The following is a 22,617-nucleotide window of genomic DNA, read 5'->3' on the forward strand; positions in this document are numbered from 1 at the left end:
TATTCAAACGTTTGGACGTATTATTAACCTAAACGGTAGTTAGGTGCTTCTTTCGTGATTTGAACATCGTGTACGTGAGATTCTTTCATGCCCGCACCAGAGATACGAACAAACTCAGCTTTAGTACGCATATCTTCAACAGTTGCAGAACCCGTTAGGCCCATGCTTGAACGTAGACCGCCCATCTGTTGGTGAACGATCTCTTTTAGACGACCTTTGTATGCGATACGACCTTCAATACCTTCTGGAACAAGCTTGTCTGCAGCGTTGTCAGATTGGAAGTAACGGTCAGAAGAACCTTGAGACATAGCGCCAAGAGAACCCATACCACGGTAAGACTTGTAAGAACGACCGTTATAAAGGATAACTTCACCCGGAGCTTCTTCAGTACCCGCGAACATTGAACCAACCATCACACAAGATGCGCCAGCAACGATAGCTTTACAGATATCGCCAGAGAAGCGAATGCCGCCATCTGCGATTACTGGAATACCGTATTCGTTAGCTACTTCAGCCGCGTCTGCGATTGCTGTTACTTGAGGAACACCAACACCAGTAACGATACGAGTCGTACAGATTGAACCTGGGCCGATACCTACTTTAACCGCACTAACACCTGCTTCGATAAGAGCACGAGCGCCAGCGCCAGTTGCTACGTTACCACCGATGATTTGTAGATCAGGGTATGCAGCGCGAGTTTCGCGGATACGGTTAAGTACGCCTTCAGAGTGACCGTGTGAAGAGTCGATAAGTAGAACGTCTACGCCAGCTTCAACTAGAGCAGCAACGCGCTCTTCGTTACCAGCACCAGCACCAACAGCTGCACCTACACGTAGGCTGCCGCGCTCATCTTTACAAGCGTTTGGTTTACGTTCAGCTTTGTGGAAATCTTTCGCAGTGATCATTCCAGTTAGTTGGAAGTCATCATTTACAACAAGAACTTTTTCAACACGCGCTTCGTGCATTTTCTCTTGAACTTCTTCACGAGTTGCACCTTCTTTAACAGAAGCAAGGCGAGCTTTAGGCGTCATTACTACGTCAACTTTCTTAGAAAGGTCAGTCACAAAGCGAACGTCACGGCCAGTAATAATACCAACAAGTTCGTTTGTTTCAGTAACAACAGGGAAACCGGCGAAGCCGTGTTTTTGAGTAAGAGCTACAACATCAGCGATTGTCGCGTCAGGGTTTACAGTAACAGGGTGAGAAACCACACCTGCTTCGTAAATTTTAACCTGGCGAACCATTTCAGCTTGCTGTTCAATAGACATGTTCTTATGAATGAAGCCTATTCCTCCTTCTTGTGCCAGTGCAATCGCTAGGCGAGCTTCTGTCACAGTATCCATCGATGCAGAGATCATTGGGATGTTTAGGGAAATATTCTTCGTCAACTGAGTGCGAAGATCAGCTGTATTAGGGAGAACGGTGGAGTGTGCTGGCACTAGCAGTACGTCGTCGAATGTCAGCGCTTCTTTGGCAATTCTTAGCATTTGCAATATCTCACAATAATAGGAGTAAAAAGAAACAATCCAATCTCATCGTTTCGCCTAATGAGGGCAGCCAATTAAGGAAAATCAAACTGCATTTGGATTAGATATTGCGGACGGATTATACGGCCAACGAAATCGCTTGGCTACACATTTTTATACTTTTAATTTGCATTTACCCCCTTGCTATGTATTATATTGCCGCTATCTTCCATACTCACGCCCAGTGAGATTCCAAGAGAAAGACCTTCCTTCAAGGATAGATAGCGCTTCTATGACCAATCCAAACATCTTTACTGTTTCTCGCCTCAATTCAGAGGTTCGTCTCCTATTAGAAAACGAAATGGGAATAGTCTGGCTCGTTGGTGAAATCTCAAATTTCTCTGCACCTGTCTCTGGTCACTGGTACCTCACGCTTAAAGACTCTCGCGCTCAAGTTAAGTGCGCTATGTTTCGTGGCAATAATCGTCGTGTGACTTTTAAGCCTCAGAACGGTAATCAAGTGCTAGTTAAAGCGCGTCTATCTCTTTATGAGCCACGCGGTGATTATCAACTGATCATCGAAAGCATGCAGCCAGAAGGTGACGGCAAGCTTCAGCAAGAGTTTGAAAAGCTGAAGATGAACCTTGCCGCTGAAGGCCTGTTTGCTCAATCGAGTAAGCAACCGCTTCCTGAACATCCAAAACGCGTTGGCGTCATCACCTCTAAAACCGGTGCAGCACTGTTTGATATTCTTGATGTCCTGAAAAGACGCGATCCTTCATTGCCTGTTGTGGTTTACCCAACCATGGTTCAAGGCGAAGAGGCGGCAATTCAAATTGCTCAGGCGATTGGGCGTGCCAATGAGCGCAATGAGTGTGATGTGTTGATCGTTGGCCGAGGCGGCGGTTCGTTAGAAGACTTATGGTGCTTCAATAACGAGATCGTAGCTCGCACAATCGCTGCAAGCCAAATCCCGATTATCAGCGCCGTTGGGCATGAAGTTGATGTCACTATCGCCGATTTCGTCGCAGATATGCGAGCTCCAACGCCGTCAGCAGCTGCAGAATTGGTTAGCCGTGACAACAGTCATAAAGAGCAAGCTTATGCCTCTAAACGTGCTCGCTTAGTCAGTGCGATTCGTCATGTGTTAATCAAACAAGCACAATCCACTCAAACGTTGAAATACCGCTTAGAGAAACAACACCCGAGCTACCAACTGCAAAAGCAGAGTCAGCAGCTTGATGACCTAGACATGCGTTTGCGTCGCGGTATGACTCAATACCTAAAGCAGCATGCACAGCGTGTTGAGCGCAAACAGCACCAGCTTCAGCTGAACTCGCCAGTGAAACGCCTTGGTGAACAAAAACTGCATCTACAACGTTCAGAGCAAAAACTATTGGATGCGATGGATAAGACATTACTGACCACTCGCCACCAGCTAGCCATGGCTGCCGAGAAGTTAGAGACCGTTAGTCCACTTGCCACGTTAAAGCGTGGCTACAGCATTACTCATTCAGCATCGAGCAAGACCGTGTCATCGATTAACGACGTCGAAGTAGGCGAAGTGATCACCACTCAAGTTGAAGACGGTGTGATTGAGTCGCAAGTGACAACAAGAGTCGCCAAGAGCGAGCTCTAGGTTCATTAGATACAAAAAAGACCCAACACTTTGGTATTGAGTCTCTGGTATAACATCACCGATTGTCGTTCAAACCAAATAATTTAAGGCTATTCCGCTGGTTGGAATTCGAACTTTACTCTCGATTTAGATTTAAGCTCATTACACTCACCATTACAAAAATAGCTCGCTGCACCACAGGCTTGAAGCTTCTCAAGTTGGCTGCTGCACTCAGGACAAAACCCAACCTTAGTAAAGTGTGCCTGACAACTTTCACAGTGATACTTTCCATCCCAACCTAGCTCTGATTGGCACTTAGGGCAGATATTTTCACTCATTAGCATTTCCTAACTCACTACTTTTTTTACAATCTACTACTGCTAAGACTTAGCTTGCTTGATTTGGTACATGTTCTTATCAGCTTGTGCGATCAAGCCTTCCAATGACTCAGGATCTTTATCATAAGAAAGTCCAACGCTGACAGAAAACTGAGTGCCATCGATATAGAGCGCTTGTTCCAAGGTTCTTTCTAAGCTTCGATAAAAGTTCAGCACACTTTCTTGATCATCAAAGCAAGAGAACACGACAAACTCATCGCCCCCATAGTGCCCTATCTTGGCACAGGCAGTCGTTGCCTCATCAAGCACTTTTGCAACGGCTAACAACACATCATCACCAAAGCTGTGGCCAAACGTATCGTTTATTGACTTAAATTTATCGACATCAACAAACAGGCATGCCATCACTTTTTCAGTAAAACACCGGTTAGTTAACACCTGCTCGGCTTCTCTCAGCAATGCTCGGCGATTCAAACTGTGTGTTAGGGAGTCCCGATTGGCAAAAAAGTTGAGTTGATTCTCTAACTCATACTTTTCAAGCGCGACTGAATACAGAGAAGCCAATAACTCTAAGATCTCAAGTTCAAACTCATGAGGTTCAGAGATGTACTGACTGTAAATTGCGAAGGTACCTAATACGTGACCATGTGAAGAGATGATTGGCACTGACCAACATGCATGAAGATTGGCCTGATTGGTTAAGGCTAAGAAAGGAATCCAATTCGGGTGTGCATTAATATTGGAGACCATGACAGCTTTCTTAAGTGCCGCCGCTTCGCCACAAGAACCAATTCCGGCACCAACCCCCACCCCTTCTATCTGCTGGTTATAAAAATCAGGCAAGTTTGGAGCATATTCTAAATGTAATGTATTCGATTCGGGGCTTAGCAATAGGATAGAGGCCATCCTTTGACCAAAAATCTGCTCGGTGAGTTGAATGATCTTGCGATTTAATTCTTTGCGATCCAACCCAAGGGCAAGCTTTCGAAGCAAACTGTTTACTGCTCGGTGACCTTCTAATAAAAATTGTTGTTTCATTCACTAAAGCTTTCAATTATATGGTGGGAACAGCTTGTTCTTATGCAAGCCTATATACTGGTCAATATTAACACACTAAATTACCACAACACACCACCGAAGATCATAGGTTGATCTTTTGCTTTATCTACTTTGATCAGCGATCTACCCCAAAAAGAATATTTATATCACCACACACCGAAAGCATAAGTTACATATACTGCATTTCAATTTACAATGGAATATATGACTAGAAGCAAACAAATAAAACCAATAATGCAGAACAATCTATTTTCGATCTTTAATTGAGATCATCGAGAGACACACGTCTGCATTTCGATATGTTGGTCATCTAATTGGGTTAACTTAACCGACAATGCCTTAAGTTCTGAAGTATTGTCGATGTGAGTACCACCACACGGAATAGACACTAAAGTCTCGTCATCTAGTTGCCATTCCCAGTAGCGAGAGTCTGTTAACGACTCACCTTCTAGTCTCATCGTTACAAGAGTCGATTCAGCAAGCCAGCCTGCAATCATCTGGTTGATATTGGCCTCAATGCCATCAAGGTTCGTTAGCATGTCAGCAACGTTCAGACCGCGTTTCTTCAATGTTTTACCTAAACGATACTTATCGGTACACAACTCTGGAGTCACAAAGCTAGTCACCTGTGCGTAGCTATTGAAGTCATAGCTGCCGAGTGGATCTTTTCTATCCGCATCTTTACGCCAGTAACTCTCAGCTAATACTTTATTCAAGGCTAAGAAGGCAATATGTCCGGCACTATGACCGCGGCTCAAACTGGCTTGGTGCTCTTTATCAACCGACAACTCAACTTCATCGCCAATTTTAATAATAGAAGCTGATACAGGTAGTTGGTGGACAACCACAAACGCCCACCCTTCCGTATCACGCTTAACAGGGATATCTGCTGCAATATAAAGATTTCCAGTAGATTGCTCTATTGCACCAACAAGGCAATCTTCAACAATATACTGTTCGCCACCTACGCTGACAAAACCTCGGTCTGCTGGGTGATCGGGCCAAATATGACTCACAGGGTGGAAAGGTGTCACGTCAGTGATCAAGTAAGTTTTGCTGTCGTCACTTTCAACGTACACTGCTTTTGCATTGAGCAGCCAAGTTTGATGACAAAATTGAGTGATGGTTGGTGTGACGACTATTGTTGGTTTCATGGATGTCGCAGGTGTATTCAAATCTCTAGTGGCCATATCATTCTTCTTTTGGAATCGAGTCTGATTCGTTAAGCCATAGCGATACGAAAACATATTGTTATGGCTTAACGTGAATTTTACTTAAAAAAATACCCGAGACAGGCTCGGGTATCAAATCTATTGGAAAGGTTTACTTACGACCTTTAACCATGCTCATCATACGTTTACGTTTACGTTCTTGAGAAATTGTCAGCTTGTTAGTCTTAGCTTCAAATGGGTTCTCGCTGTTCTGGAATTGAATGCGAATAGGTGTACCCATAATTTCTAGTGAACGACGGTAGTAGTTCATCAAGAATCGTTTGTATGAATCTGGCAAGTTACGTACTTGGTTACCGTGGATAACGATAATCGGTGGGTTGTAGCCACCAGCGTGCGCGTATTTCAATTTAACACGACGACCACGAACCATAGGTGGTTGGTGATCATCAGTCGCCATCTTCATGATACGAGTAAGAACAGAAGTACCAACACGAGTCGTTGCTGACTTATAAGCTTCTTGAACAGACTCAAACAAGTGACCAACACCAGTACCGTGAAGTGCAGAGATAAAGTGAATACGTGCGAAATCAACGAAACCTAAACGACGATCTAGTTCTTTCTTAACACGATCTTTAACGTCGTTATCTAGGCCATCCCACTTGTTTACGGCAATAACAATTGAACGACCAGCATTCAACGCAAAGCCTAACAAGCTTAGATCTTGATCTGAGATGTTCTCGCGAGCATCGATAAGCAGTAATACAACGTTAGCATCTTCAATCGCTTTCAGTGTTTTAACCACTGAGAACTTCTCAACTGTTTCGTTGATATTTTTACGGCGACGAACACCCGCAGTATCAATCAGAACGTATTCACGCTCATCACGCTGCATCGGAATGTAGATAGAGTCACGAGTTGTACCTGGCATATCGTAAACAACAACACGTTCTTCACCAAGAATACGGTTAGTTAGTGTTGATTTACCTACGTTTGGACGACCAATGATCGCTAGCTTAATCGGTTGATCTTGAAGGCGCTTGAATTCTTCTTCCGCTTCTTCTTCAGTGAAATCAACTTGCTCTTCTTCTTCGTCTTCAAATTCAGTTAAATCGCTTACTTCGCCATTCTCAGCTTTTAACGCTTCAGCGAATGGGTTTAGAGCAAGATCAATCAACGCAGTTACACCACGACCGTGCGCTGCAGCGATTTGGTACATGTCTTCTACGCCTAGTTGCCAGAAATCAGCACTTGCAGCATCAGGGTCGATACCATCAACCTTGTTTACTACTAGCATTGAAGGCTTTTCTAGTTGACGAAGGTGCTTAGCAATAGCTACGTCTGAAGGTGTTAGACCCGCACGGCCATCTACCATAAATAGAACGACATCAGCTTCATCAATCGCCGCTAGCGACTGTTCAGCCATTTTAGTTTCAACACCTTCTTCGGTACCGTCGATACCACCAGTGTCGATAACAATAAAGTCATGCTCGCTAAAATGAGCATGACCGTATTTACGGTCACGCGTTAAGCCAGGGAAATCCGCAACCAATGCATCACGAGTTCGAGTCAATCGGTTAAATAACGTAGATTTACCTACGTTCGGACGCCCTACTAGAGCAACAACAGGTACCATAACAACCTCTACAATTTCTTCTCTAAATGTAGTTATAGGTAAGCACTTGATCGCAAGTTTAAACTCTTACCTATAACCACACGGTTTATTAATTTATAACAACAAAACGGCTCCTAGCTGTTACCAACCAGGAGCCGACTGTGAATTATATCACGCTTTTATTGGCTAATCGTTAGTTTCTTTACATCGCCATTGCGAGTCGTCACTAAGTAGCCTTCAGGCATTTCAATTGGCGCAACCGCAAAGCCGCTATCATCGACCAACTGTTGAGCAACAAACTCACCCGATGAACGATCTAACCAGTGCAGATAACCTTCAGTATCACCAACAACTACATAACCATTAATAATAGCAGGTGCTGTCAGTAAGCGGTTTTCTAACAATGGAGTGCTCCACAGTTCAGTACCACTACGCGCATCAACCGCAACCACATGGTCTTTGTCAGTAACAACGAACAAACGGCTACCATCACTCGCTAAATCAATCGCTGACGAGTAGTTACGCTTCCAAATTGGCTTACCAGAACGAAGATCGATAGCAATCAGCTGACCATTGATACCTACGGTATACAGGGTGCCACCAAGAACAACCGGTGATGCATCCACATCAACTAAACGATCGATTTCCGTTGCACCTTTTGGCGTGCCTACTGGCTGTTGCCAAATAAGCTGACCACGATCAACGATAGCTGCGGCTAAACGACCATTTGCCGTACCCCAGAATACACCACCTGAAACAGTAACAGGCGAGCTATCGCCACGAAGTGTTAGGCTTGGTACTTCGGTACTGATGGTCCATTTTTGCTCACCGCTTTCTTGATCTAACGCGGTCAACATGCCACGACTGGTATGAACAATAACCATGTTGCTTTCAGTTGCAGGGGATGCAAGCACCTCACCATTCACTGATACACGCCACAGCTCTTCACCGGTTGATTCATCCAGCGCGATCACTTCGCCATTTTCAGAACCAACAAATACCTTACCGTAAGCTGCCGTTAAGCCACCCGATAAACGAGCCAGTACTTCTTTCTCAAGATCGACTTTCCAAAGCTCTTTACCTGTTTCAGGGTCAAGCGCTTTAACCATACCTTCACGGCTTGCAACAAATACTTTGTCGTAAGCCAATTCCGGCGTTAGTTTTGAAAAGTAGTGACCAACACCATCACCAACCGACGTAGACCATTCCTGGCTAGGAGTAAACTCGCTGTTTACCGTTGGTACTGGTGCCATGATTACGGTGTCTTCTTCACTTGCACAGCCCGCTAGCAGGCCAAGAGCAATCGCACACAACGCCGCTTTTGGAAACATCTTCTTCATTCAAAGCGCCTTATTTAGCTAGGTCGTCAAGTTTGATTTGAAGCGTTTGGCTCGCATCAGCAGCTTGTTGAGCTTCAGAGTATGCACTGTAAGCTGCATCTGTGTCGCCTTTACGAAGTGAGATATCACCACGCAGTTCAGCAACACGGCCTTTCCAAGATTCGTCAGTCATCGCTTCAAGATCAGTCAATGCTGCGTCAAATTCACCTTGCTCAGCTTTGATACGAGCAACACGGTAAGTCAGTAGTGGCGCTAATGCCGCGTCCTTAGTTGCCGATTTTGCCCACTCAAGTTGTTCTAGTGCAGCTGTAAGGTCACCCGCTTGAACTTGCGCTTTTGCTAATTGCATAGCAGCAAGTACTGAATATTCAGCGTCTTTGTTTGCGTCGATGAAAGCTTGAATATCAGATTGAGCATCAACGCCTTTAGCATCTAGAGCTGAGATTGCAGAGGTGTAGCTTTCTGAAGCGGCTTCACGCGCTTCAACGACTGAATCTTGGTAATAGCGCCAACCAAATAGGCCACCTAAACCAATAACCGCACCAAAGATTACGGCTTTGCCATTCTCTTTCCACCAATCTTTAATGGCTTCAACTTGTTGCTCTTCGCTATCGTAAAGTTCCACTTCCTGTCCTCTTTAATTCTTTAAACGCCAGCATAGTGCTGACGTTGATATTCATGATGAGCGTTTGCTCAATGGCTTAGATTAACGCAGCAACTTTTTCTGCAACTTCCGTTTGAGACACGGTTTGTTGCTCGCCGCCAACCAAATCTTTTAGCACAACTGTATTGTCAGCAACTTCGTTCTCACCAAGTACCAACGCCACAACAGCACCTACTTTGTCAGCACGTTTGAATTGCTTCTTGAAGTTACCACCACCGAAGTGGTTCATCACACGTACGCCTTCAACGTTATCGCGTAATTGATTCGCTAACTGCATGCCCGCGATCATTGTACCTTCGCCAGCAGCAACCATGTATACGTCAACACTACGACGAACTTCTGTAAGTTCTAGCGTTTCCATCATAAGGACTAGACGCTCTAGACCCATAGCGAAGCCAACAGCATTGGTTGCTTTGCCGCCGAGTTGTTCAACAAGACCATCGTAACGGCCACCACCACATACTGTACCTTGGGCACCAAGGCTGTCTGTGATCCACTCAAATACGGTGCGGTTGTAGTAATCTAGGCCGCGTACTAGACGCTCGTTAACTTGGTATTCGATACCAACAGCGTCAAGAAGTTCACACAAACCAGCAAAATGTTGCTTCGATTCTTCACCTAGATATTCAGATAGTCGAGGTGCGTCACCTAAGATAGCTTGAACATCCGGGTTCTTAGTATCCAGAACACGTAGAGGGTTAGTGTGCATGCGACGTTTGCAGTCTTCATCTAGCACATCAATGTGTTGCTCAAGGAAAGCCACTAACGCAGTACGGTAGCTTACGCGATCTTCTTGAGAACCGATTGAGTTCAATTCAAGACGAACGTGCTTATCGATACCTAGTTCACGCCATAGACGTGCTGTCATCATAATAAGTTCAGCGTCAACGTCTGGGCCGTCTAGGCCAAACACTTCAACACCACATTGGTGGAATTGACGGTAACGACCTTTTTGAGGACGCTCGTGACGGAACATTGGGCCCATGTACCATAGGCGCTGTTCATCACGGTTAATAAGGCTGTTTTGAATACATGAACGTACACAACCTGCTGTTCCTTCTGGACGCAGCGTTAGACTGTCACCATTGCGGTCATCAAAGGTGTACATCTCTTTAGAAACAACGTCTGTCTCTTCACCAACCGCACGGCTAAATAGGTTTGTTTCTTCAACGATAGGCATACGTACTTCGTTGTAACCGTATGCGCTCACCACACTTTTAACTGCGCTTTCTACTTTCTGCCACAGTGGTGATTGAGTTGGAAGGCAGTCGTTCATGCCTCGAATTGCTTGGATATTTTTAGCCACAGTATTTATTCCGTAATTTCTCACGACCAGGTATCAGTGCGAATAGACAATCACACCCCATCGCGTTGTATTAATCTTCTAAGTTTTCTACATCAATGCGATTTGCTTTATCAAGCACTGATGCTTTTGCACGAATCTTAGCTTCAAGTTTGTCGACAAGGTCATCGTTATCGAAGCGCTCTTTCTGACGCTTACCGTCTTCGTAGAAAGCACTCTTACGTGCACTACCAGCTAGACCTAAGTGAGACACTTCAGCTTCACCAGGGCCGTTAACCACACAACCGATGATAGATACATCCATTGGAGTAATCACGTCTTCTAGGCGCTCTTCAAGGGCATTAACGGTGTTAATAACATCGAACTCTTGACGAGAACAGCTCGGGCACGCAATGAAGTTGATGCCACGCGAGCGAATGCGCAAAGATTTAAGAATATCAAAGCCAACTTTGATCTCTTCAACAGGATCAGCCGCGAGCGAAATACGCAGCGTATCGCCGATACCTTCAGAGAGAAGCATGCCTAAACCTACCGCTGACTTCACAGAACCTGCACGCGCACCACCCGCTTCGGTAATGCCAAGGTGAAGAGGTTGATCAATCTGCTTAGCAAGCAAACGGTAAGAACCGACGGCTAGGAATACATCAGACGCCTTAACGCTGACTTTAAATTGATCAAAGTTCAAACGGTCTAGGATGTCTACGTGACGCATTGCAGATTCAACAAGCGCTTCTGCTGTAGGCTCTGTGTATTTCTCTTGGATCTCTTTTTCAAGAGAACCGCCGTTAACACCAATACGAATCGGGATATTCATATCACGAGCACAATCCACAACAGAGCGAATGCGGCTTTCGTTACCGATGTTACCTGGGTTGATACGCAGACAGTCAACGCCGTATTCAGCCACTTTAAGTGCGATACGGTAGTCGAAGTGAATATCAGCAACCAAAGGAACAGAGACCTGCTGCTTGATTAGCTTAAAGGCTTCAGCGGCATCCATAGTCGGTACAGATACGCGAACGATATCAGCGCCAACTTTTTCCAGAGCTCTAATTTGAGCAACGGTCGCGGCTACATCTGTTGTTCTTGTGTTGGTCATGGATTGCACAGCAATTGGTGCACCATCACCGATCGGCACATCACCCACATAAATACGGGTTGATTTGCGACGAATAATAGGAGATTCGTGTTGCATATTAACTCTAAGGTAAGGTTATTCTAGCTACTTTGCCTGAAGTATACCCAGAAAGGTCGACAGGTTCACTTGCAAATGTCATCGATACGCCCTCTGGCGCACCTAGAATCACTTTATATGGCGCAGTTCCTGATAGATTTAACGACTGGCCTGCTTTTTTGATGCCAGTCGACAAGGTTTTGCCCGAAGCATCTTTCACTTGGATCCAGCAATCAGCAGAGAACTGCATCACTAACTCGTTAATCACAGCTTCAGACGCAGTGCTTGCTTCAACAGCTTCTGCATTAACAGCATTAGCAGCAACTTCAGCAGTTGGTTCTGTCTCTGTTGCTTGCTGTGCAGTAGTTTCGTCAGTTGATGTAACAGAATCTTCCGCATCGCTTATCGCAGCAAGGTCATCAGTACCTTCAACAACAGAAGTACCCTCTTCATTTTGTTCAGCTTCAATCACTTCTAAAGAGGTGAATTCAGGGGCAAGTGATTCTTCTACAGCTAGCTCTTCTGAGCTTTCAGTATTAGCTAAAGATTGAGATAGGGTGTCTTGTTGTTGGTTCTGCCACCACCACAGTGAGGAGATACCCGCAATTACCGCAAAAATGCTCCAAGTAAGGATCATAATACGGCTGTTGTGCTTCTCGGTTTTAGTCTTACGAGAAAAGCTCAACATTTCTTGTTCTTGATGTTGAGCGTCACCAGCATGATGGAGTGCGCTCAATACGACCTTTTCGTCAAGATTGACGTATTTCGCGTATGAACGAATGTAGCCACGCATAAAGGTGGCAACTTGATCTGACTCGAATTGGTTTTCTTCAATTTGTTGGATCAGCGTAACGCGCAGCTTTAAACGATCAGAAATCTGCTTTTGTGTTAAACCAAGAGATTCTCGTTTATTTTTAAGCAGCGTTCCCGCTTCGATTTCTGGAGCGACAGTTTCTTTTGTTTGTGTTTCGTGTTCTGTGTTCATAGAGAGTGAACTTCTAAAGTATTATCGCAGGTTGATGAGAGCATTTTTATTGTCGTTTAAGCTCAATCTAACAACCCACTTTATGTGGAATTTTTCCTGTTATCTAAATCATCAACCCTTAAAGACGAACATCACCCATTGACTATGGATGACCTTCTCAGGAAGCTAGTTTATCAAGTAGCCAACCTAAATAGACACATTGACGATTATCGGGTAACAAGCGAGCACTTAAATTAATTTAAGATGAGTTAATCATAAGCTAATGCCATTGCAAGGCAAAAACACTTTAAACAAAATTTACCGTCAGCTCATGGTTTTGTCCAAAATTTGACGAAAAATGTAAGAAAGCGTGGGGAAAAAATCCAATTATTGGAAATTCACCTTCCAGAAAAGCAACAAGCCAGAAGGAATCCTTCTGGCTTGTTTAGATCTAAATGGTATTTAAACCGCTTTTACTTGAATCACATCACCTGCGATCAAGTTAGCTTCAGAGGCGGCTTTCAGCATTTTAGTACGCTTGGTTCTATCAATAACATCACCAACCAGCTGACCACATGCGGCATCAATATCATCACCACGTGTTTTACGAACCGTAACTGTGTAGTTGTATTCCATCAGCGTTTTTTGGAAGCGATCAATACGAGAGTTGCTTGGCTTCTTATAAGGCGAACCCGGATAAGGGTTAAATGGAATCAAGTTGATCTTACAAGGCGTATCTTTCATTAACTCAGCAAGTTCACGAGCGTGGTCCATATCATCATTCACATGATCCAACAGAACGTACTCAACCGTTACTTTGCCGCGGTTAGCATTTGAAGATGCAATGTAGCGACGAACCGATGCTAGGAAATCTTGGATATCCCAACGGTCGTTGATTGGCATGATTTGGCTACGTAGTGCATCGTTTGGTGCGTGTAGAGAAATCGCCAGAGCGACATCGATGTTGTCTGTCATCTGATCAAGACCAGAAACAACACCAGATGTTGATACTGTTACACGACGCTTAGACAGTGAGAAACCCAGATCATCAAGCATCAGCTCCAATGATGGAATTAGGTTCTTCATGTTCAATAGAGGTTCACCCATACCCATCATTACGACGTTAGTAATTGGACGACGACCCGTTTCTTTCTCTAAACCGATTTCACGTGCAGCACGCCAGATTTGACCAACGATCTCTGAAACTTTCAGGTTACGGTTGAAGCCTTGTTGAGCCGTAGAGCAGAATTTACATTCAAGCGCGCAGCCTACTTGCGAAGAAACACATAGCGTCGCACGGTCACCATCTGGGATGTATACAGTCTCAACGTCTTGGTCACCAACGCTCATCGCCCATTTAATGGTGCCATCCGCAGAGTGCTGAGCTTCAGAAACGATAGGTGCAACAATCTCACAGCGATGCAGCAGTTTCTCACGTAACTTTTTGTTGATGTTGTTCATTTGTTCGAAGTCATCGACACCGAAGTGATAAATCCACTTCATCACTTGCTCTGCTCGAAACGCTTTCTCATTCAGTTCTTCTGTGAAAAATTTACGAAGACCTTTACGATCAAAATCGAGTAGATTGACTTTAGCTGTGGTCATGATGCCTCTCAATGACGGAACAATAATTAAGGGCGCGAATTGTACAGCCTTTACGCAACTTCAACAAGCACTGTAAAACCTTGTGTTTACTAAGACATTCAAACTTAAGTGATTAAAATTTACACAGTCAAATTTACCTGCTTAAGTTCGGCCAATTCAAAGAGAGATTCCCGATTACGCTCCTCCGTCGCTTTCGGGAATGACGGGCTTTAACCACCTAATACTCGCGCCCTCTCCGACCTCCTACTAACGCTGCTCGTTATCTTCGCAGCCTTACAACTAACGCGACTTGTTCGTCATTCCAGAACCGAGGAACGAGGTACTGGAATCTCCGACAGCACACTGAGACTCCCAACAGCTTCCCTCGTCACTACCGAAAAAACACTAGAGCTCACCAGAAACGAAAAAGGCTTCACCGAAGTGAAGCCTTTATTGAGACTTGCTGTTGTCTGCTTATTCAGCTGGACGCGGGCAAATTTCAGATTCTGGGAAGAAGAATTCGATTTCGCGAGCCGCAGATTCAGGGCTATCGCTGCCGTGTACTGAGTTGTAACGCATGCTGATAGCGTAGTCAGCACGGATAGTGCCGCATGCTGCTTCTCCTGGGTTTGTTTTGCCCATCAATTCACGGTAACGAGCAATCGCGTTTTCGCCTTCAAGTACTTGAACCATGATAGGACCAGAAGTCATAAACTCTTTAAGAGCCGGAAAGAATTCTTTGCCTTCGTGTTCTGCGTAGAAGCCACTTGCTTGTTCTTCAGTAAGACGAACCATTTTAGCAGCAATAATTTCTAGGCCTGCCTTTTCTATGCGGTGGTAGATTTCACCGACAAGGTTACGCTTAACTGCATCCGGCTTAACAATTGAGAACGTTCTTTCTAGAGCCATAGGGATTCCTTCACTTCATTTTTTTGTTATTAAATACTGAAATTACTAAGATCATTCGATCTGAGTTGATGAATAAGCGGTATCGAAATACCACTCACTCTTATTATTATTTTGCTTGGTCGATAAGAAGACGAGCCAGTGTACGAACACCCATACCAGTCGCGCCTGCAGCCCACTTATCACTTGATGACTTGCGGTAAGTACCCGCGCAATCCATGTGAATCCAACCTTTTTTGTAATCATCTACAAAGTAAGAAAGGAACGCGGCAGCGGTACTTGCACCCGGAGTGTAATCACCAGAGCTAATGTTTGAAAGATCAGCAAAGTTTGAAGGCAACATACCACGGTGGAAATCAGCAAGCGGCAATGGCCATAGACCTTCTTTCTCTTGGTTCGCAGCCGTTAGTGCTTGATGAGACAACTCATCATCAAAGCTCAATAATGCGTGGTAGTCGTTACCTAATGCATTTTTAGCCGCGCCGGTTAGCGTTGCACAGTCGATGATCAACTCTGGATTCTGAGCACTTGCGAACATCAGGCCATCAGCTAAAACTAAACGACCTTCAGCATCGGTATTCATGATCTCGACAGTCTTACCATTTTTGTAAGTAATGATGTCGCCAAGCTTCAATGCACGACCAGAGATCATATTTTCAGCACAACATAAGATAAGCTTAATGCGCTTGTTCAGGCCACGTTCAATCGCTAGACCTAAACCACCGGCAATAGTCGCTGCGCCACCCATGTCAGCCTTCATTGCTGTCATGAATTGACCTGGCTTAATGCTGTAACCGCCTGAGTCGAAAGTGATACCTTTACCCACAAGACAAGCAAACACGGGTGCGTTTTCATCGCCGGTTGGGTTGAAGTCCAGTTGAAGCATTGCAGAAGTACGTTCAGAACCGCGGCCTACCGCATAGATGCCTTCCCAACCTTCAGTTAGGAGATCTTTGTCTTTAACGATTTTCGCTTTAACAGTGCCTGCTGGTGCCACTGACTTGATGTATTCAGCTGCCATTGTCGCTAATTGACGAGGGGCAACTTCTTCAGCCGTTTTGTTGATGATGTCACGCGTCCAATCTGTCGCGCGGATACGTGCTTCCAATTCAACTTGATCAGCTTCAGCTAGAGTATCCCACTCCAATGCATTCTTCTTCTTTGGTCCACGGTAGCCTTGGTAAAAAGCCCAAACACTTTCTAGATCCCAGCCTTTACCGCTAAGTGCAACCAATGCGATACCTTGTCCGTCAAGCGTACGACCCGCACGTTGAACCGCGCCTAGATCGTGGCCTTCACCAATGTGAATTGTCGCTCCCGCTTCTGAGAACGATAAAATAGCTCTTGCTCCCCACTGAGGCTGGGCAGCTTCTTGACTTAAAAATACTGACATCTGTGTAGACATGATTTCTCCTTGTCATGAACCACTTTGAGTATGTGATTCTGATTGTTTTTTATTAGCGCACTGATGTTAGCATTATGTAGGAGGAAAATGTCATTTTGATAAAAAAACGGACCATAAGGTCCGCTTTTTTTAGTAAGAATTGTTAACTTGACTGCGTTTTACATTGGACTGATACCAACCCGCGACCAAGTGATTAGACAAGAGGATTAATCCATCTCATCCATCCAGCACAATATAATGGCCTCTAGAATTTTCTCATTCGAGTGATTCGGCTCATCATCAAAATCTTCAAGATCTAGCACCCATTGATGCAAGTCCGTGAAGCGTACTGTTTTAGGATCGGTATCTGGGTATAAATCACATAGTTCAATCGCAATATCTCGCGAATCAATCCATTTCAAACTCATAACATTTCCTTATCTTTATCAGCGACGATTTGTCATCTTAGTGACTTATATTCTATGCCAGTTTTACTAACACGTTTAGTCGAGCTTATTTCTTAATGCTCTTCAGAAGCTAAGTTCAATGTGTACTTTGGAATCTCTACAACAAGATCCGAATCAGCCACTTTAGCTTGGCAACCAAGGCGAGATTCCATCTCTAAACCCCATGCTTTATCTAGCATGTCGTCTTCTAGGTCATCACTTTCTTCTAATGAATCGAAACCTTCACGAATCACGACGTGACATGTAGTACATGCACACGACTTCTCACATGCGTGTTCAATACCAATACCGGCCTTCAATGCAACATCAAGAACCGTCTCACCAGTTTTTGCTTCTAAAACAGCGCCTTCTGGACATAGATCTTCGTGAGGTAAAACAATAATCTTTGGCATGTTTATCTATTCTCTAACTATTAAATATTATCGACTGACTGACCTGACAGTGCAGCTCGAATTGATTTATCCATACGACGAGAAGCAAAGTCTTGGCTCGCTTTGTCGGTATTCTTAATTTCTAGTTCGATGGCATCAGCACTTTCGCCATTACGCACTTCAATCAGTGCTTCAATAGCTTGCAGAAGGTGCTGTTTTTCTTGCTCATCAAGCAGCTCATCGCCATCAGCTTGCATTGCTGCAATAAGACCTTCGATAACACGATCTGCTTCTACACGTTGTTCAGCTAGAGCACGCGCTTGCATGTCTTCTTTAGCAAACGTCATCGAATCTTTCAGCATGTTCGCCACTTCATTATCGCTTAAGCCGTAAGACGGTTTAACCTGAATTTCAGCTTGAACACCTGTGCTCTTCTCCATAGCAGTAACCGATAGCAGGCCATCCGCGTCTACTTGGTAAGTCACACGAATATGCGCCGCACCAGCCGCCATTGGTGGAATGCCTTTTAGAGCAAAACGAGCCAATGAACGACAGTCATCAACCATCTCACGTTCACCTTGCACGGTGTGTACTGTCATTGCAGTTTGACCGTCTTTGAACGTGGTAAATTCTTGTGCGCGAGCAACAGGGATCGTGGTATTACGTGGAATGATCTTTTCGACCAAACCACCCATCGTTTCGATACCTAGAGAAAGAGGAATAACATCAAGCAGCAGCATTTCAGAGTCAGGCTTGTTGCCGACTAAGATATCCGCTTGGATAGAAGCGCCAATCGCAACCACTTCATCTGGGTTAATGCTGGTTAATGGCGTACGACCAAAGAAGTCACCCACCATGTCACGTACAAGCAATGTACGAGTTGAACCGCCGACCATCACGACTTCTAAAACATCATCCGCGTCAACTTCAGCATCTTTCAATGCACGACGACATGAAAGCAGTGTTTTCTTAACAAGCGGCTTAATGATGTCTTCAAACTCTTCACGAGTTAATGAACCAGCCCAACCCAACACTTCAACATTAACGCTTTCAGCTTCAGATAAGCCAATCTTCGCTTCTGTTGCTGCATCTAGAAGAATACGATTCTGTTCTGCGGTTAGCTCTGATAAGCCCATTTGCTCTTGGAAGTGCTCTGCGATCAAGTGGTCAAAGTCGTCTCCGCCTAATGCAGAGTCGCCACCCGTTGCTAATACTTCAAAAACACCTTTAGACAGGCGTAAGATAGAGATATCAAACGTGCCACCGCCAAGGTCATAAACCGCAATCACCCCTTCTTTACCTGAATCCAGACCGTAAGCAATCGCTGCCGCAGTAGGTTCATTAAGAAGACGTAACACGTGAAGACCAGCAAGTTGAGCCGCGTCTTTCGTACCAGCACGCTGTGCATCATCAAAATACGCAGGAACGGTAATCACTGCACCAGATAACTCACCGCCTAACGTAGACTCAGCACGTTGGCCAAGCGCTCGTAGAATATCTGCAGAAACCTGGATTGGGTTCTTGTTGCCTTGTTCTGTACGGATCACAGGTAGACCATTATCACTTTCTTCAAACTGATATGGCAGAGACGGGTATCGCTGTTGAATATCCGACAGTGAGCGACCAATTAATCGCTTAACTGAGATAATGGTATTTTTAGGGTCAGTCTGCGCGTTAGCACGAGCTTCATCGCCAGTCGTATAAGATTCCGACTGGTAGTGAACAACTGAAGGTAAAATGCTTCGACCTTGTTGATCAACGAGTGTGCTCGCCTCGCCACTGCGTACTGCAGCAACCAACGAGTTTGTTGTACCTAAATCAATACCCACAGCAAGCTTGTGCTGGTGAGGAGCGGCGCTTTGCCCTGGTTCTGCAATCTGAAGTAGTGCCATGGATGTGTCCTTGTTATACAAACTAGCCGATCAAACGATCTTCAACTAATTCGATTTCATTCTTTAATTTTGCAATAAACTTAAGCTTTCTTACTCGGTCTGCAGCTTCTAGCCAAGCTTCGCTTTCGAGTTCTTGTTGGATAGCGCTTAATTGTTGTTTATACATTTTGCTAACCTTGCCTTCAAATGCAAATAGCGCATCTTCGGGATCAGAACTGTCTGCGATATCTTCCAACTCTTCACGCAGTTCCATTTGCTCCATCAGGAACATCGGATCTTGCATGGTTTGTTGTTCGCCACGAATGTCTTCACCGTGTTGAACTAGCAGGTATTCTGCTCGGCTGATTGGATTCTTCAATACCTGGTACGCATCGTTGATTTGTGCCGCTTTTTGCACGGCTAATAAGCGGTCACGCTCAGAAGCTATCGCAAATTTATCAGGATGGAATTGGCGTTGCAGATCTCTAAACTGAGAAGAAAGAAGGCTACCATCCAGTTGAAACTGAAGTGGTAGCCCAAATAATTCGAAATGATTCATGTAAAGGTGGTCCTAAGTTTAGGCTCTTTGTTCAGAGCCTAATTTTATTCTTCGCTTACAACGCTTAACGATTCAAGCGTTTAAACATTGAAGCTCTCACCACAACCACATTCGCCTTTCGCGTTCGGGTTGTTGAATTCAAAACCTTCGTTTAGGCCTTCTTTTACATAATCAAGCTCAGTACCATCAAGGTATACTAGGCTCTTTGGATCAATGATGACCTTAACACCTGAATGCTCAAACACTTCGTCTTCTTCGTTAAGCTCGTCAACGAATTCCAGTACATACGCCATACCCGAACAGCCAGTAGTTTTTACTGCTAAGCGTAACCCGAGACCTTTACCACGGTTATCTAGGAAAGCTTGAACTCGGCTTGCTGCCGTATCTGTCATGGTGATGGCCATACTACAACCTTGTGTTTTATATAAATTGAGAACTCAGGGGGAGCACAAAGGATGCTCCCAAATATTACTTTTCTGTCGACGTAATTACGTTATTGAAGCGATTAGTGCTTCTTTTTGTAATCCGCAACAGCTGCTTTGATTGCATCTTCAGCAAGAATTGAACAGTGAACTTTCACTGGTGGCAACTCAAGCTCTTCTGCGATTTCAGAGTTTTTAATAGCAGCTGCTTCATCAATACTTTTACCTTTAACCCACTCAGTTACTAGTGAGCTAGAAGCGATTGCGCTACCGCAACCGTAAGTCTTGAATTTTGCGTCTTCAATAATACCTTCTGCAGATACTTTGATTTGCAGTTTCATTACGTCACCACAAGCCGGTGCGCCAACCATGCCGCTACCTACACTTGGGTCTTCTTTATCAAACGAACCTACATTACGTGGGTTTTCGTAGTGATCAATTACTTTTTCGCTATATGCCATGATAGTTACCTCGAATCCTCTATTTCCGTGAGATTAGTGATGAGCCCACTCAACAGTGTTCAAATCAATCCCTTCTTTATACATATCCCATAGAGGAGACATGTCGCGTAATTTGTTTACCGCTACACGGATTTGTGCAATCGCGTAGTCGATTTCTTCTTCCGTTGTGAAACGGCCGAATGAGAAACGTACTGAGCTGTGTGCCAGTTCATCGTTCAGACCAAGAGCACGTAGAACGTATGAAGGCTCTAGGCTTGCTGATGTACATGCAGAACCTGATGATACCGCTAGGTCTTTTAGAGACATAAGCAGAGACTCACCTTCAACGAAAGCGAAGCTCACGTTTAGGTTGTGTGGTACACGTTGGTCTAAGTCGCCGTTTACGGTTACTGCTTCTAGATCTTGAACACCTTTCAATAGGCGCTCACGAAGTGCTAGTGCGTGATCGTAATCTTTCTGCATGTCTTGCTTAGCGATAGCAAACGCTTCGCCCATACCCACGATTTGGTGAGTAGCAAGCGTACCAGAACGGAAACCACGTTCATGACCGCCACCGTGCATTTGCGCTTCAAGGCGAATACGTGGCTTACGACGAACGTACAAAGCGCCGATACCTTTAGGGCCGTATGCTTTGTGTGCAGACATAGAGATAAGATCAACTTTCATCTCTTTTACGTCTAGTGGGATTTTACCCGCAGACTGCGCTGCATCAACGTGGAAGATGATCTTGCGTGCACGACATAATTCGCCGATTGCACCGATATCTTGGATTACACCAATCTCGTTGTTTACGTGCATGATAGAAACTAGAACAGTATCTTCACGCATTGCAGCTTGAAGCTTATCTAGATCAATGATGCCGTTTGCTTCTGGCTCAAGGTATGTAACCTCAAAACCTTCACGCTCTAATTGGCGGCATGGATCAAGAACCGCTTTGTGTTCTGTTTTGCACGTGATTACGTGCTTACCTTTCTTCTCGTAAAAGTGCGCAGCACCTTTGATAGCAAGGTTATCTGACTCTGTAGCACCTGACGTGAAAACAATCTCACGTGGGTCTGCATTTAGTAGATCGGCAATTTGCTCACGAGCATTATCTACTGATTCTTCTGCCTGCCAGCCGTAACGGTGTGAACGAGATGCAGGGTTACCGAAGTTACCGTCCATCGTCATGCACTGAACCATTTTTTCAGCAACACGTGGATCGACTGGGCATGTAGCTGAATAGTCAAAGTAAATAGGCAGTTTCATTTTCTACTCCAATGTAAAAACTGACCGCTAAGAGCGGGCATTAACACCGTGAGGTGCTGCACTAATCGTTGTAGTGCTCGTATTTTTATGTGCAAAACCATTATTAACCGCAAGATCGATATCTTGACGATCAGAAATCTCTAAAACTTCGTTATCTTTCATTAGCTCACCGAGCGTAATGTCGTTTAAGAAGCTGCTGATTCGGGAGCTTAAATCACGCCATAAAGTGTGAGTTAAACAACGAGTACCACCTTGGCAATCTGCTCGACCGTGACACTTAGTTGCATCGACTGATTCGTCAACTGCAGCAATTACAGTTCCGACAGCGATGTCGCTCGCTTCAGCACCTAAACGGTAACCACCGCCAGGACCACGAACACTAGCAACCAAGCCAGCTTTACGTAACTTAGAAAAAAGTTGTTCTAAGTAAGATAACGAGATGCCTTGTCGCTCTGAAATATCAGCCAGAGGAACTGGGCTTTTTTGCGAATGCAGTGCTACATCTAGCATAGCTGTTACCGCATATCTTCCTTTAGATGTAAGTTTCATATCACACCGTATCCACATTGTTTATGTGGTTGGAATTTTCCCATACCCGACTAAATTGGTCAAGTATTTAGTTGACTATTTTAGT

22 protein-coding genes are annotated in these 22,617 nt (G+C 44.7%); 1 reads left to right on the forward strand and 21 read right to left on the reverse strand.

What is annotated here, in order from left to right; all coding sequences use genetic code 11:
- Nucleotides 1–23 precede the first annotated feature (23 nt).
- Nucleotides 24–1,487 carry an IMP dehydrogenase gene (gene guaB, locus ACED60_RS17120; RefSeq protein WP_010440594.1) on the reverse strand — a complete coding sequence of 488 codons (1,464 nt, stop codon included), beginning with the start codon at nucleotides 1,485–1,487 and terminating at the stop codon, nucleotides 24–26.
- Between the two features lie 271 nt (nucleotides 1,488–1,758).
- On the opposite strand from guaB, the gene xseA reads away from it, so the two are divergent.
- The gene (gene xseA / locus ACED60_RS17125) at nucleotides 1,759–3,105 is read left to right on the forward strand and encodes an exodeoxyribonuclease VII large subunit (RefSeq protein WP_017066420.1); all 1,347 of its coding nucleotides are present in this window, start codon (nucleotides 1,759–1,761) and stop codon (nucleotides 3,103–3,105) included.
- Between the two features lie 89 nt (nucleotides 3,106–3,194).
- On the opposite strand, the gene ACED60_RS17130 is transcribed toward xseA, so the two are convergent.
- The 20 genes from ACED60_RS17130 to iscR form a co-directional block, all read right to left on the reverse strand.
- Entirely contained in the window at nucleotides 3,195–3,422 is a 228-nt protein-coding gene (locus tag ACED60_RS17130; protein WP_017099592.1) for a zinc ribbon domain-containing protein, read from the reverse strand.
- 42 nt (nucleotides 3,423–3,464) lie between these two features.
- Nucleotides 3,465–4,460, reverse strand: coding sequence for a diguanylate cyclase (locus tag ACED60_RS17135; protein ID WP_371728054.1), 996 nt, complete (start codon nucleotides 4,458–4,460; stop codon nucleotides 3,465–3,467).
- Between the two features lie 290 nt (nucleotides 4,461–4,750).
- Nucleotides 4,751–5,671, reverse strand: coding sequence for an alanyl-tRNA editing protein (locus ACED60_RS17140; RefSeq protein WP_371728055.1), 921 nt, complete (start codon nucleotides 5,669–5,671; stop codon nucleotides 4,751–4,753).
- A 133-nt stretch (nucleotides 5,672–5,804) separates the two neighbouring features.
- Nucleotides 5,805–7,286, reverse strand: coding sequence for a ribosome biogenesis GTPase Der (der, locus tag ACED60_RS17145; RefSeq protein ID WP_010440555.1), 1,482 nt, complete (start codon nucleotides 7,284–7,286; stop codon nucleotides 5,805–5,807).
- A 158-nt stretch (nucleotides 7,287–7,444) separates the two neighbouring features.
- The gene (bamB, locus tag ACED60_RS17150; protein WP_371707476.1) at nucleotides 7,445–8,605 is read right to left on the reverse strand and encodes an outer membrane protein assembly factor BamB; all 1,161 of its coding nucleotides are present in this window, start codon (nucleotides 8,603–8,605) and stop codon (nucleotides 7,445–7,447) included.
- A gap of 10 nt (nucleotides 8,606–8,615) precedes the next feature.
- On the reverse strand, nucleotides 8,616–9,230 hold the full coding sequence (locus ACED60_RS17155; RefSeq protein WP_065678454.1) for a YfgM family protein: 615 nt from the start codon (nucleotides 9,228–9,230) through the stop codon (nucleotides 8,616–8,618).
- A 76-nt stretch (nucleotides 9,231–9,306) separates the two neighbouring features.
- A complete protein-coding gene (gene hisS, locus ACED60_RS17160) occupies nucleotides 9,307–10,575 on the reverse strand; it encodes a histidine--tRNA ligase (RefSeq protein ID WP_009848295.1) in 1,269 nt (422 codons plus the stop codon).
- 70 nt (nucleotides 10,576–10,645) lie between these two features.
- Entirely contained in the window at nucleotides 10,646–11,767 is a 1,122-nt protein-coding gene (gene ispG, locus ACED60_RS17165) for a flavodoxin-dependent (E)-4-hydroxy-3-methylbut-2-enyl-diphosphate synthase (protein WP_009848294.1), read from the reverse strand.
- Nucleotides 11,768–11,774: 7 nt separating this feature from the next.
- On the reverse strand, nucleotides 11,775–12,731 hold the full coding sequence (gene rodZ, locus ACED60_RS17170) for a cytoskeleton protein RodZ (RefSeq protein WP_371728056.1): 957 nt from the start codon (nucleotides 12,729–12,731) through the stop codon (nucleotides 11,775–11,777).
- A 441-nt stretch (nucleotides 12,732–13,172) separates the two neighbouring features.
- Complete coding sequence (locus ACED60_RS17175; protein ID WP_009848292.1) at nucleotides 13,173–14,315, reverse strand: bifunctional tRNA (adenosine(37)-C2)-methyltransferase TrmG/ribosomal RNA large subunit methyltransferase RlmN; 1,143 nt, start codon at nucleotides 14,313–14,315, stop codon at nucleotides 13,173–13,175.
- A 453-nt stretch (nucleotides 14,316–14,768) separates the two neighbouring features.
- Nucleotides 14,769–15,203 carry a nucleoside-diphosphate kinase gene (gene ndk, locus ACED60_RS17180; RefSeq protein WP_371695571.1) on the reverse strand — a complete coding sequence of 145 codons (435 nt, stop codon included), beginning with the start codon at nucleotides 15,201–15,203 and terminating at the stop codon, nucleotides 14,769–14,771.
- A 106-nt stretch (nucleotides 15,204–15,309) separates the two neighbouring features.
- Nucleotides 15,310–16,605, reverse strand: a complete 1,296-nt coding sequence (pepB, locus tag ACED60_RS17185) for an aminopeptidase PepB (RefSeq protein WP_371728057.1) — start codon at nucleotides 16,603–16,605, stop codon at nucleotides 15,310–15,312.
- A 206-nt stretch (nucleotides 16,606–16,811) separates the two neighbouring features.
- Nucleotides 16,812–17,012: a Fe-S cluster assembly protein IscX gene (gene iscX, locus ACED60_RS17190; RefSeq protein ID WP_004735099.1), complete on the reverse strand. Its 201-nt coding sequence runs from the start codon at nucleotides 17,010–17,012 to the stop codon at nucleotides 16,812–16,814.
- 92 nt (nucleotides 17,013–17,104) lie between these two features.
- The gene (gene fdx, locus ACED60_RS17195; RefSeq protein ID WP_017098073.1) at nucleotides 17,105–17,443 is read right to left on the reverse strand and encodes an ISC system 2Fe-2S type ferredoxin; all 339 of its coding nucleotides are present in this window, start codon (nucleotides 17,441–17,443) and stop codon (nucleotides 17,105–17,107) included.
- A 20-nt stretch (nucleotides 17,444–17,463) separates the two neighbouring features.
- On the reverse strand, nucleotides 17,464–19,314 hold the full coding sequence (gene hscA, locus ACED60_RS17200) for a Fe-S protein assembly chaperone HscA (RefSeq protein ID WP_371728058.1): 1,851 nt from the start codon (nucleotides 19,312–19,314) through the stop codon (nucleotides 17,464–17,466).
- Nucleotides 19,315–19,336: 22 nt separating this feature from the next.
- Nucleotides 19,337–19,852 (reverse strand): co-chaperone HscB, encoded by a 516-nt coding sequence (gene hscB / locus ACED60_RS17205; protein ID WP_009848288.1) that lies wholly within the window; start codon nucleotides 19,850–19,852, stop codon nucleotides 19,337–19,339.
- An 80-nt stretch (nucleotides 19,853–19,932) separates the two neighbouring features.
- The gene (gene iscA / locus ACED60_RS17210) at nucleotides 19,933–20,256 is read right to left on the reverse strand and encodes an iron-sulfur cluster assembly protein IscA (protein ID WP_004735095.1); all 324 of its coding nucleotides are present in this window, start codon (nucleotides 20,254–20,256) and stop codon (nucleotides 19,933–19,935) included.
- A gap of 101 nt (nucleotides 20,257–20,357) precedes the next feature.
- Nucleotides 20,358–20,735: a Fe-S cluster assembly scaffold IscU gene (iscU, locus tag ACED60_RS17215; protein WP_004735094.1), complete on the reverse strand. Its 378-nt coding sequence runs from the start codon at nucleotides 20,733–20,735 to the stop codon at nucleotides 20,358–20,360.
- 33 nt (nucleotides 20,736–20,768) lie between these two features.
- A complete protein-coding gene (locus ACED60_RS17220; protein ID WP_009848287.1) occupies nucleotides 20,769–21,983 on the reverse strand; it encodes an IscS subfamily cysteine desulfurase in 1,215 nt (404 codons plus the stop codon).
- A gap of 27 nt (nucleotides 21,984–22,010) precedes the next feature.
- Nucleotides 22,011–22,532: a Fe-S cluster assembly transcriptional regulator IscR gene (gene iscR, locus ACED60_RS17225; protein WP_012603310.1), complete on the reverse strand. Its 522-nt coding sequence runs from the start codon at nucleotides 22,530–22,532 to the stop codon at nucleotides 22,011–22,013.
- Between the last annotated feature and the right edge of the window lie 85 nt (nucleotides 22,533–22,617).

The organism is Vibrio sp. 1F279 (assembly GCF_041439815.1).
GTDB lineage: Bacteria > Pseudomonadota > Gammaproteobacteria > Enterobacterales > Vibrionaceae > Vibrio > Vibrio tasmaniensis_A.

Bases quoted from the DNA above. Each gene is read 5' to 3' on its own strand.
- guaB (WP_010440594.1), bottom strand. From the start codon at position 1,487: ATGCTAAGAATTGCCAAAGAAGCGCTGACATTCGACGACGTACTGCTA.
- xseA (WP_017066420.1), top strand. From the start codon at position 1,759: ATGACCAATCCAAACATCTTTACTGTTTCTCGCCTCAATTCAGAGGTT.
- ACED60_RS17130 (WP_017099592.1), bottom strand. From the start codon at position 3,422: ATGAGTGAAAATATCTGCCCTAAGTGCCAATCAGAGCTAGGTTGGGAT.
- ACED60_RS17135 (WP_371728054.1), bottom strand. From the start codon at position 4,460: ATGAAACAACAATTTTTATTAGAAGGTCACCGAGCAGTAAACAGTTTG.
- ACED60_RS17140 (WP_371728055.1), bottom strand. From the start codon at position 5,671: ATGGCCACTAGAGATTTGAATACACCTGCGACATCCATGAAACCAACA.
- der (WP_010440555.1), bottom strand. From the start codon at position 7,286: ATGGTACCTGTTGTTGCTCTAGTAGGGCGTCCGAACGTAGGTAAATCT.
- bamB (WP_371707476.1), bottom strand. From the start codon at position 8,605: ATGAAGAAGATGTTTCCAAAAGCGGCGTTGTGTGCGATTGCTCTTGGC.
- ispG (WP_009848294.1), bottom strand. From the start codon at position 11,767: ATGCAACACGAATCTCCTATTATTCGTCGCAAATCAACCCGTATTTAT.
- rodZ (WP_371728056.1), bottom strand. From the start codon at position 12,731: ATGAACACAGAACACGAAACACAAACAAAAGAAACTGTCGCTCCAGAA.
- ACED60_RS17175 (WP_009848292.1), bottom strand. From the start codon at position 14,315: ATGACCACAGCTAAAGTCAATCTACTCGATTTTGATCGTAAAGGTCTT.
- ndk (WP_371695571.1), bottom strand. From the start codon at position 15,203: ATGGCTCTAGAAAGAACGTTCTCAATTGTTAAGCCGGATGCAGTTAAG.
- pepB (WP_371728057.1), bottom strand. From the start codon at position 16,605: ATGTCTACACAGATGTCAGTATTTTTAAGTCAAGAAGCTGCCCAGCCT.
- iscX (WP_004735099.1), bottom strand. From the start codon at position 17,012: ATGAGTTTGAAATGGATTGATTCGCGAGATATTGCGATTGAACTATGT.
- fdx (WP_017098073.1), bottom strand. From the start codon at position 17,443: ATGCCAAAGATTATTGTTTTACCTCACGAAGATCTATGTCCAGAAGGC.
- hscA (WP_371728058.1), bottom strand. From the start codon at position 19,314: ATGGCACTACTTCAGATTGCAGAACCAGGGCAAAGCGCCGCTCCTCAC.
- hscB (WP_009848288.1), bottom strand. From the start codon at position 19,852: ATGAATCATTTCGAATTATTTGGGCTACCACTTCAGTTTCAACTGGAT.
- iscA (WP_004735095.1), bottom strand. From the start codon at position 20,256: ATGGCCATCACCATGACAGATACGGCAGCAAGCCGAGTTCAAGCTTTC.
- iscU (WP_004735094.1), bottom strand. From the start codon at position 20,735: ATGGCATATAGCGAAAAAGTAATTGATCACTACGAAAACCCACGTAAT.
- ACED60_RS17220 (WP_009848287.1), bottom strand. From the start codon at position 21,983: ATGAAACTGCCTATTTACTTTGACTATTCAGCTACATGCCCAGTCGAT.
- iscR (WP_012603310.1), bottom strand. From the start codon at position 22,532: ATGAAACTTACATCTAAAGGAAGATATGCGGTAACAGCTATGCTAGAT.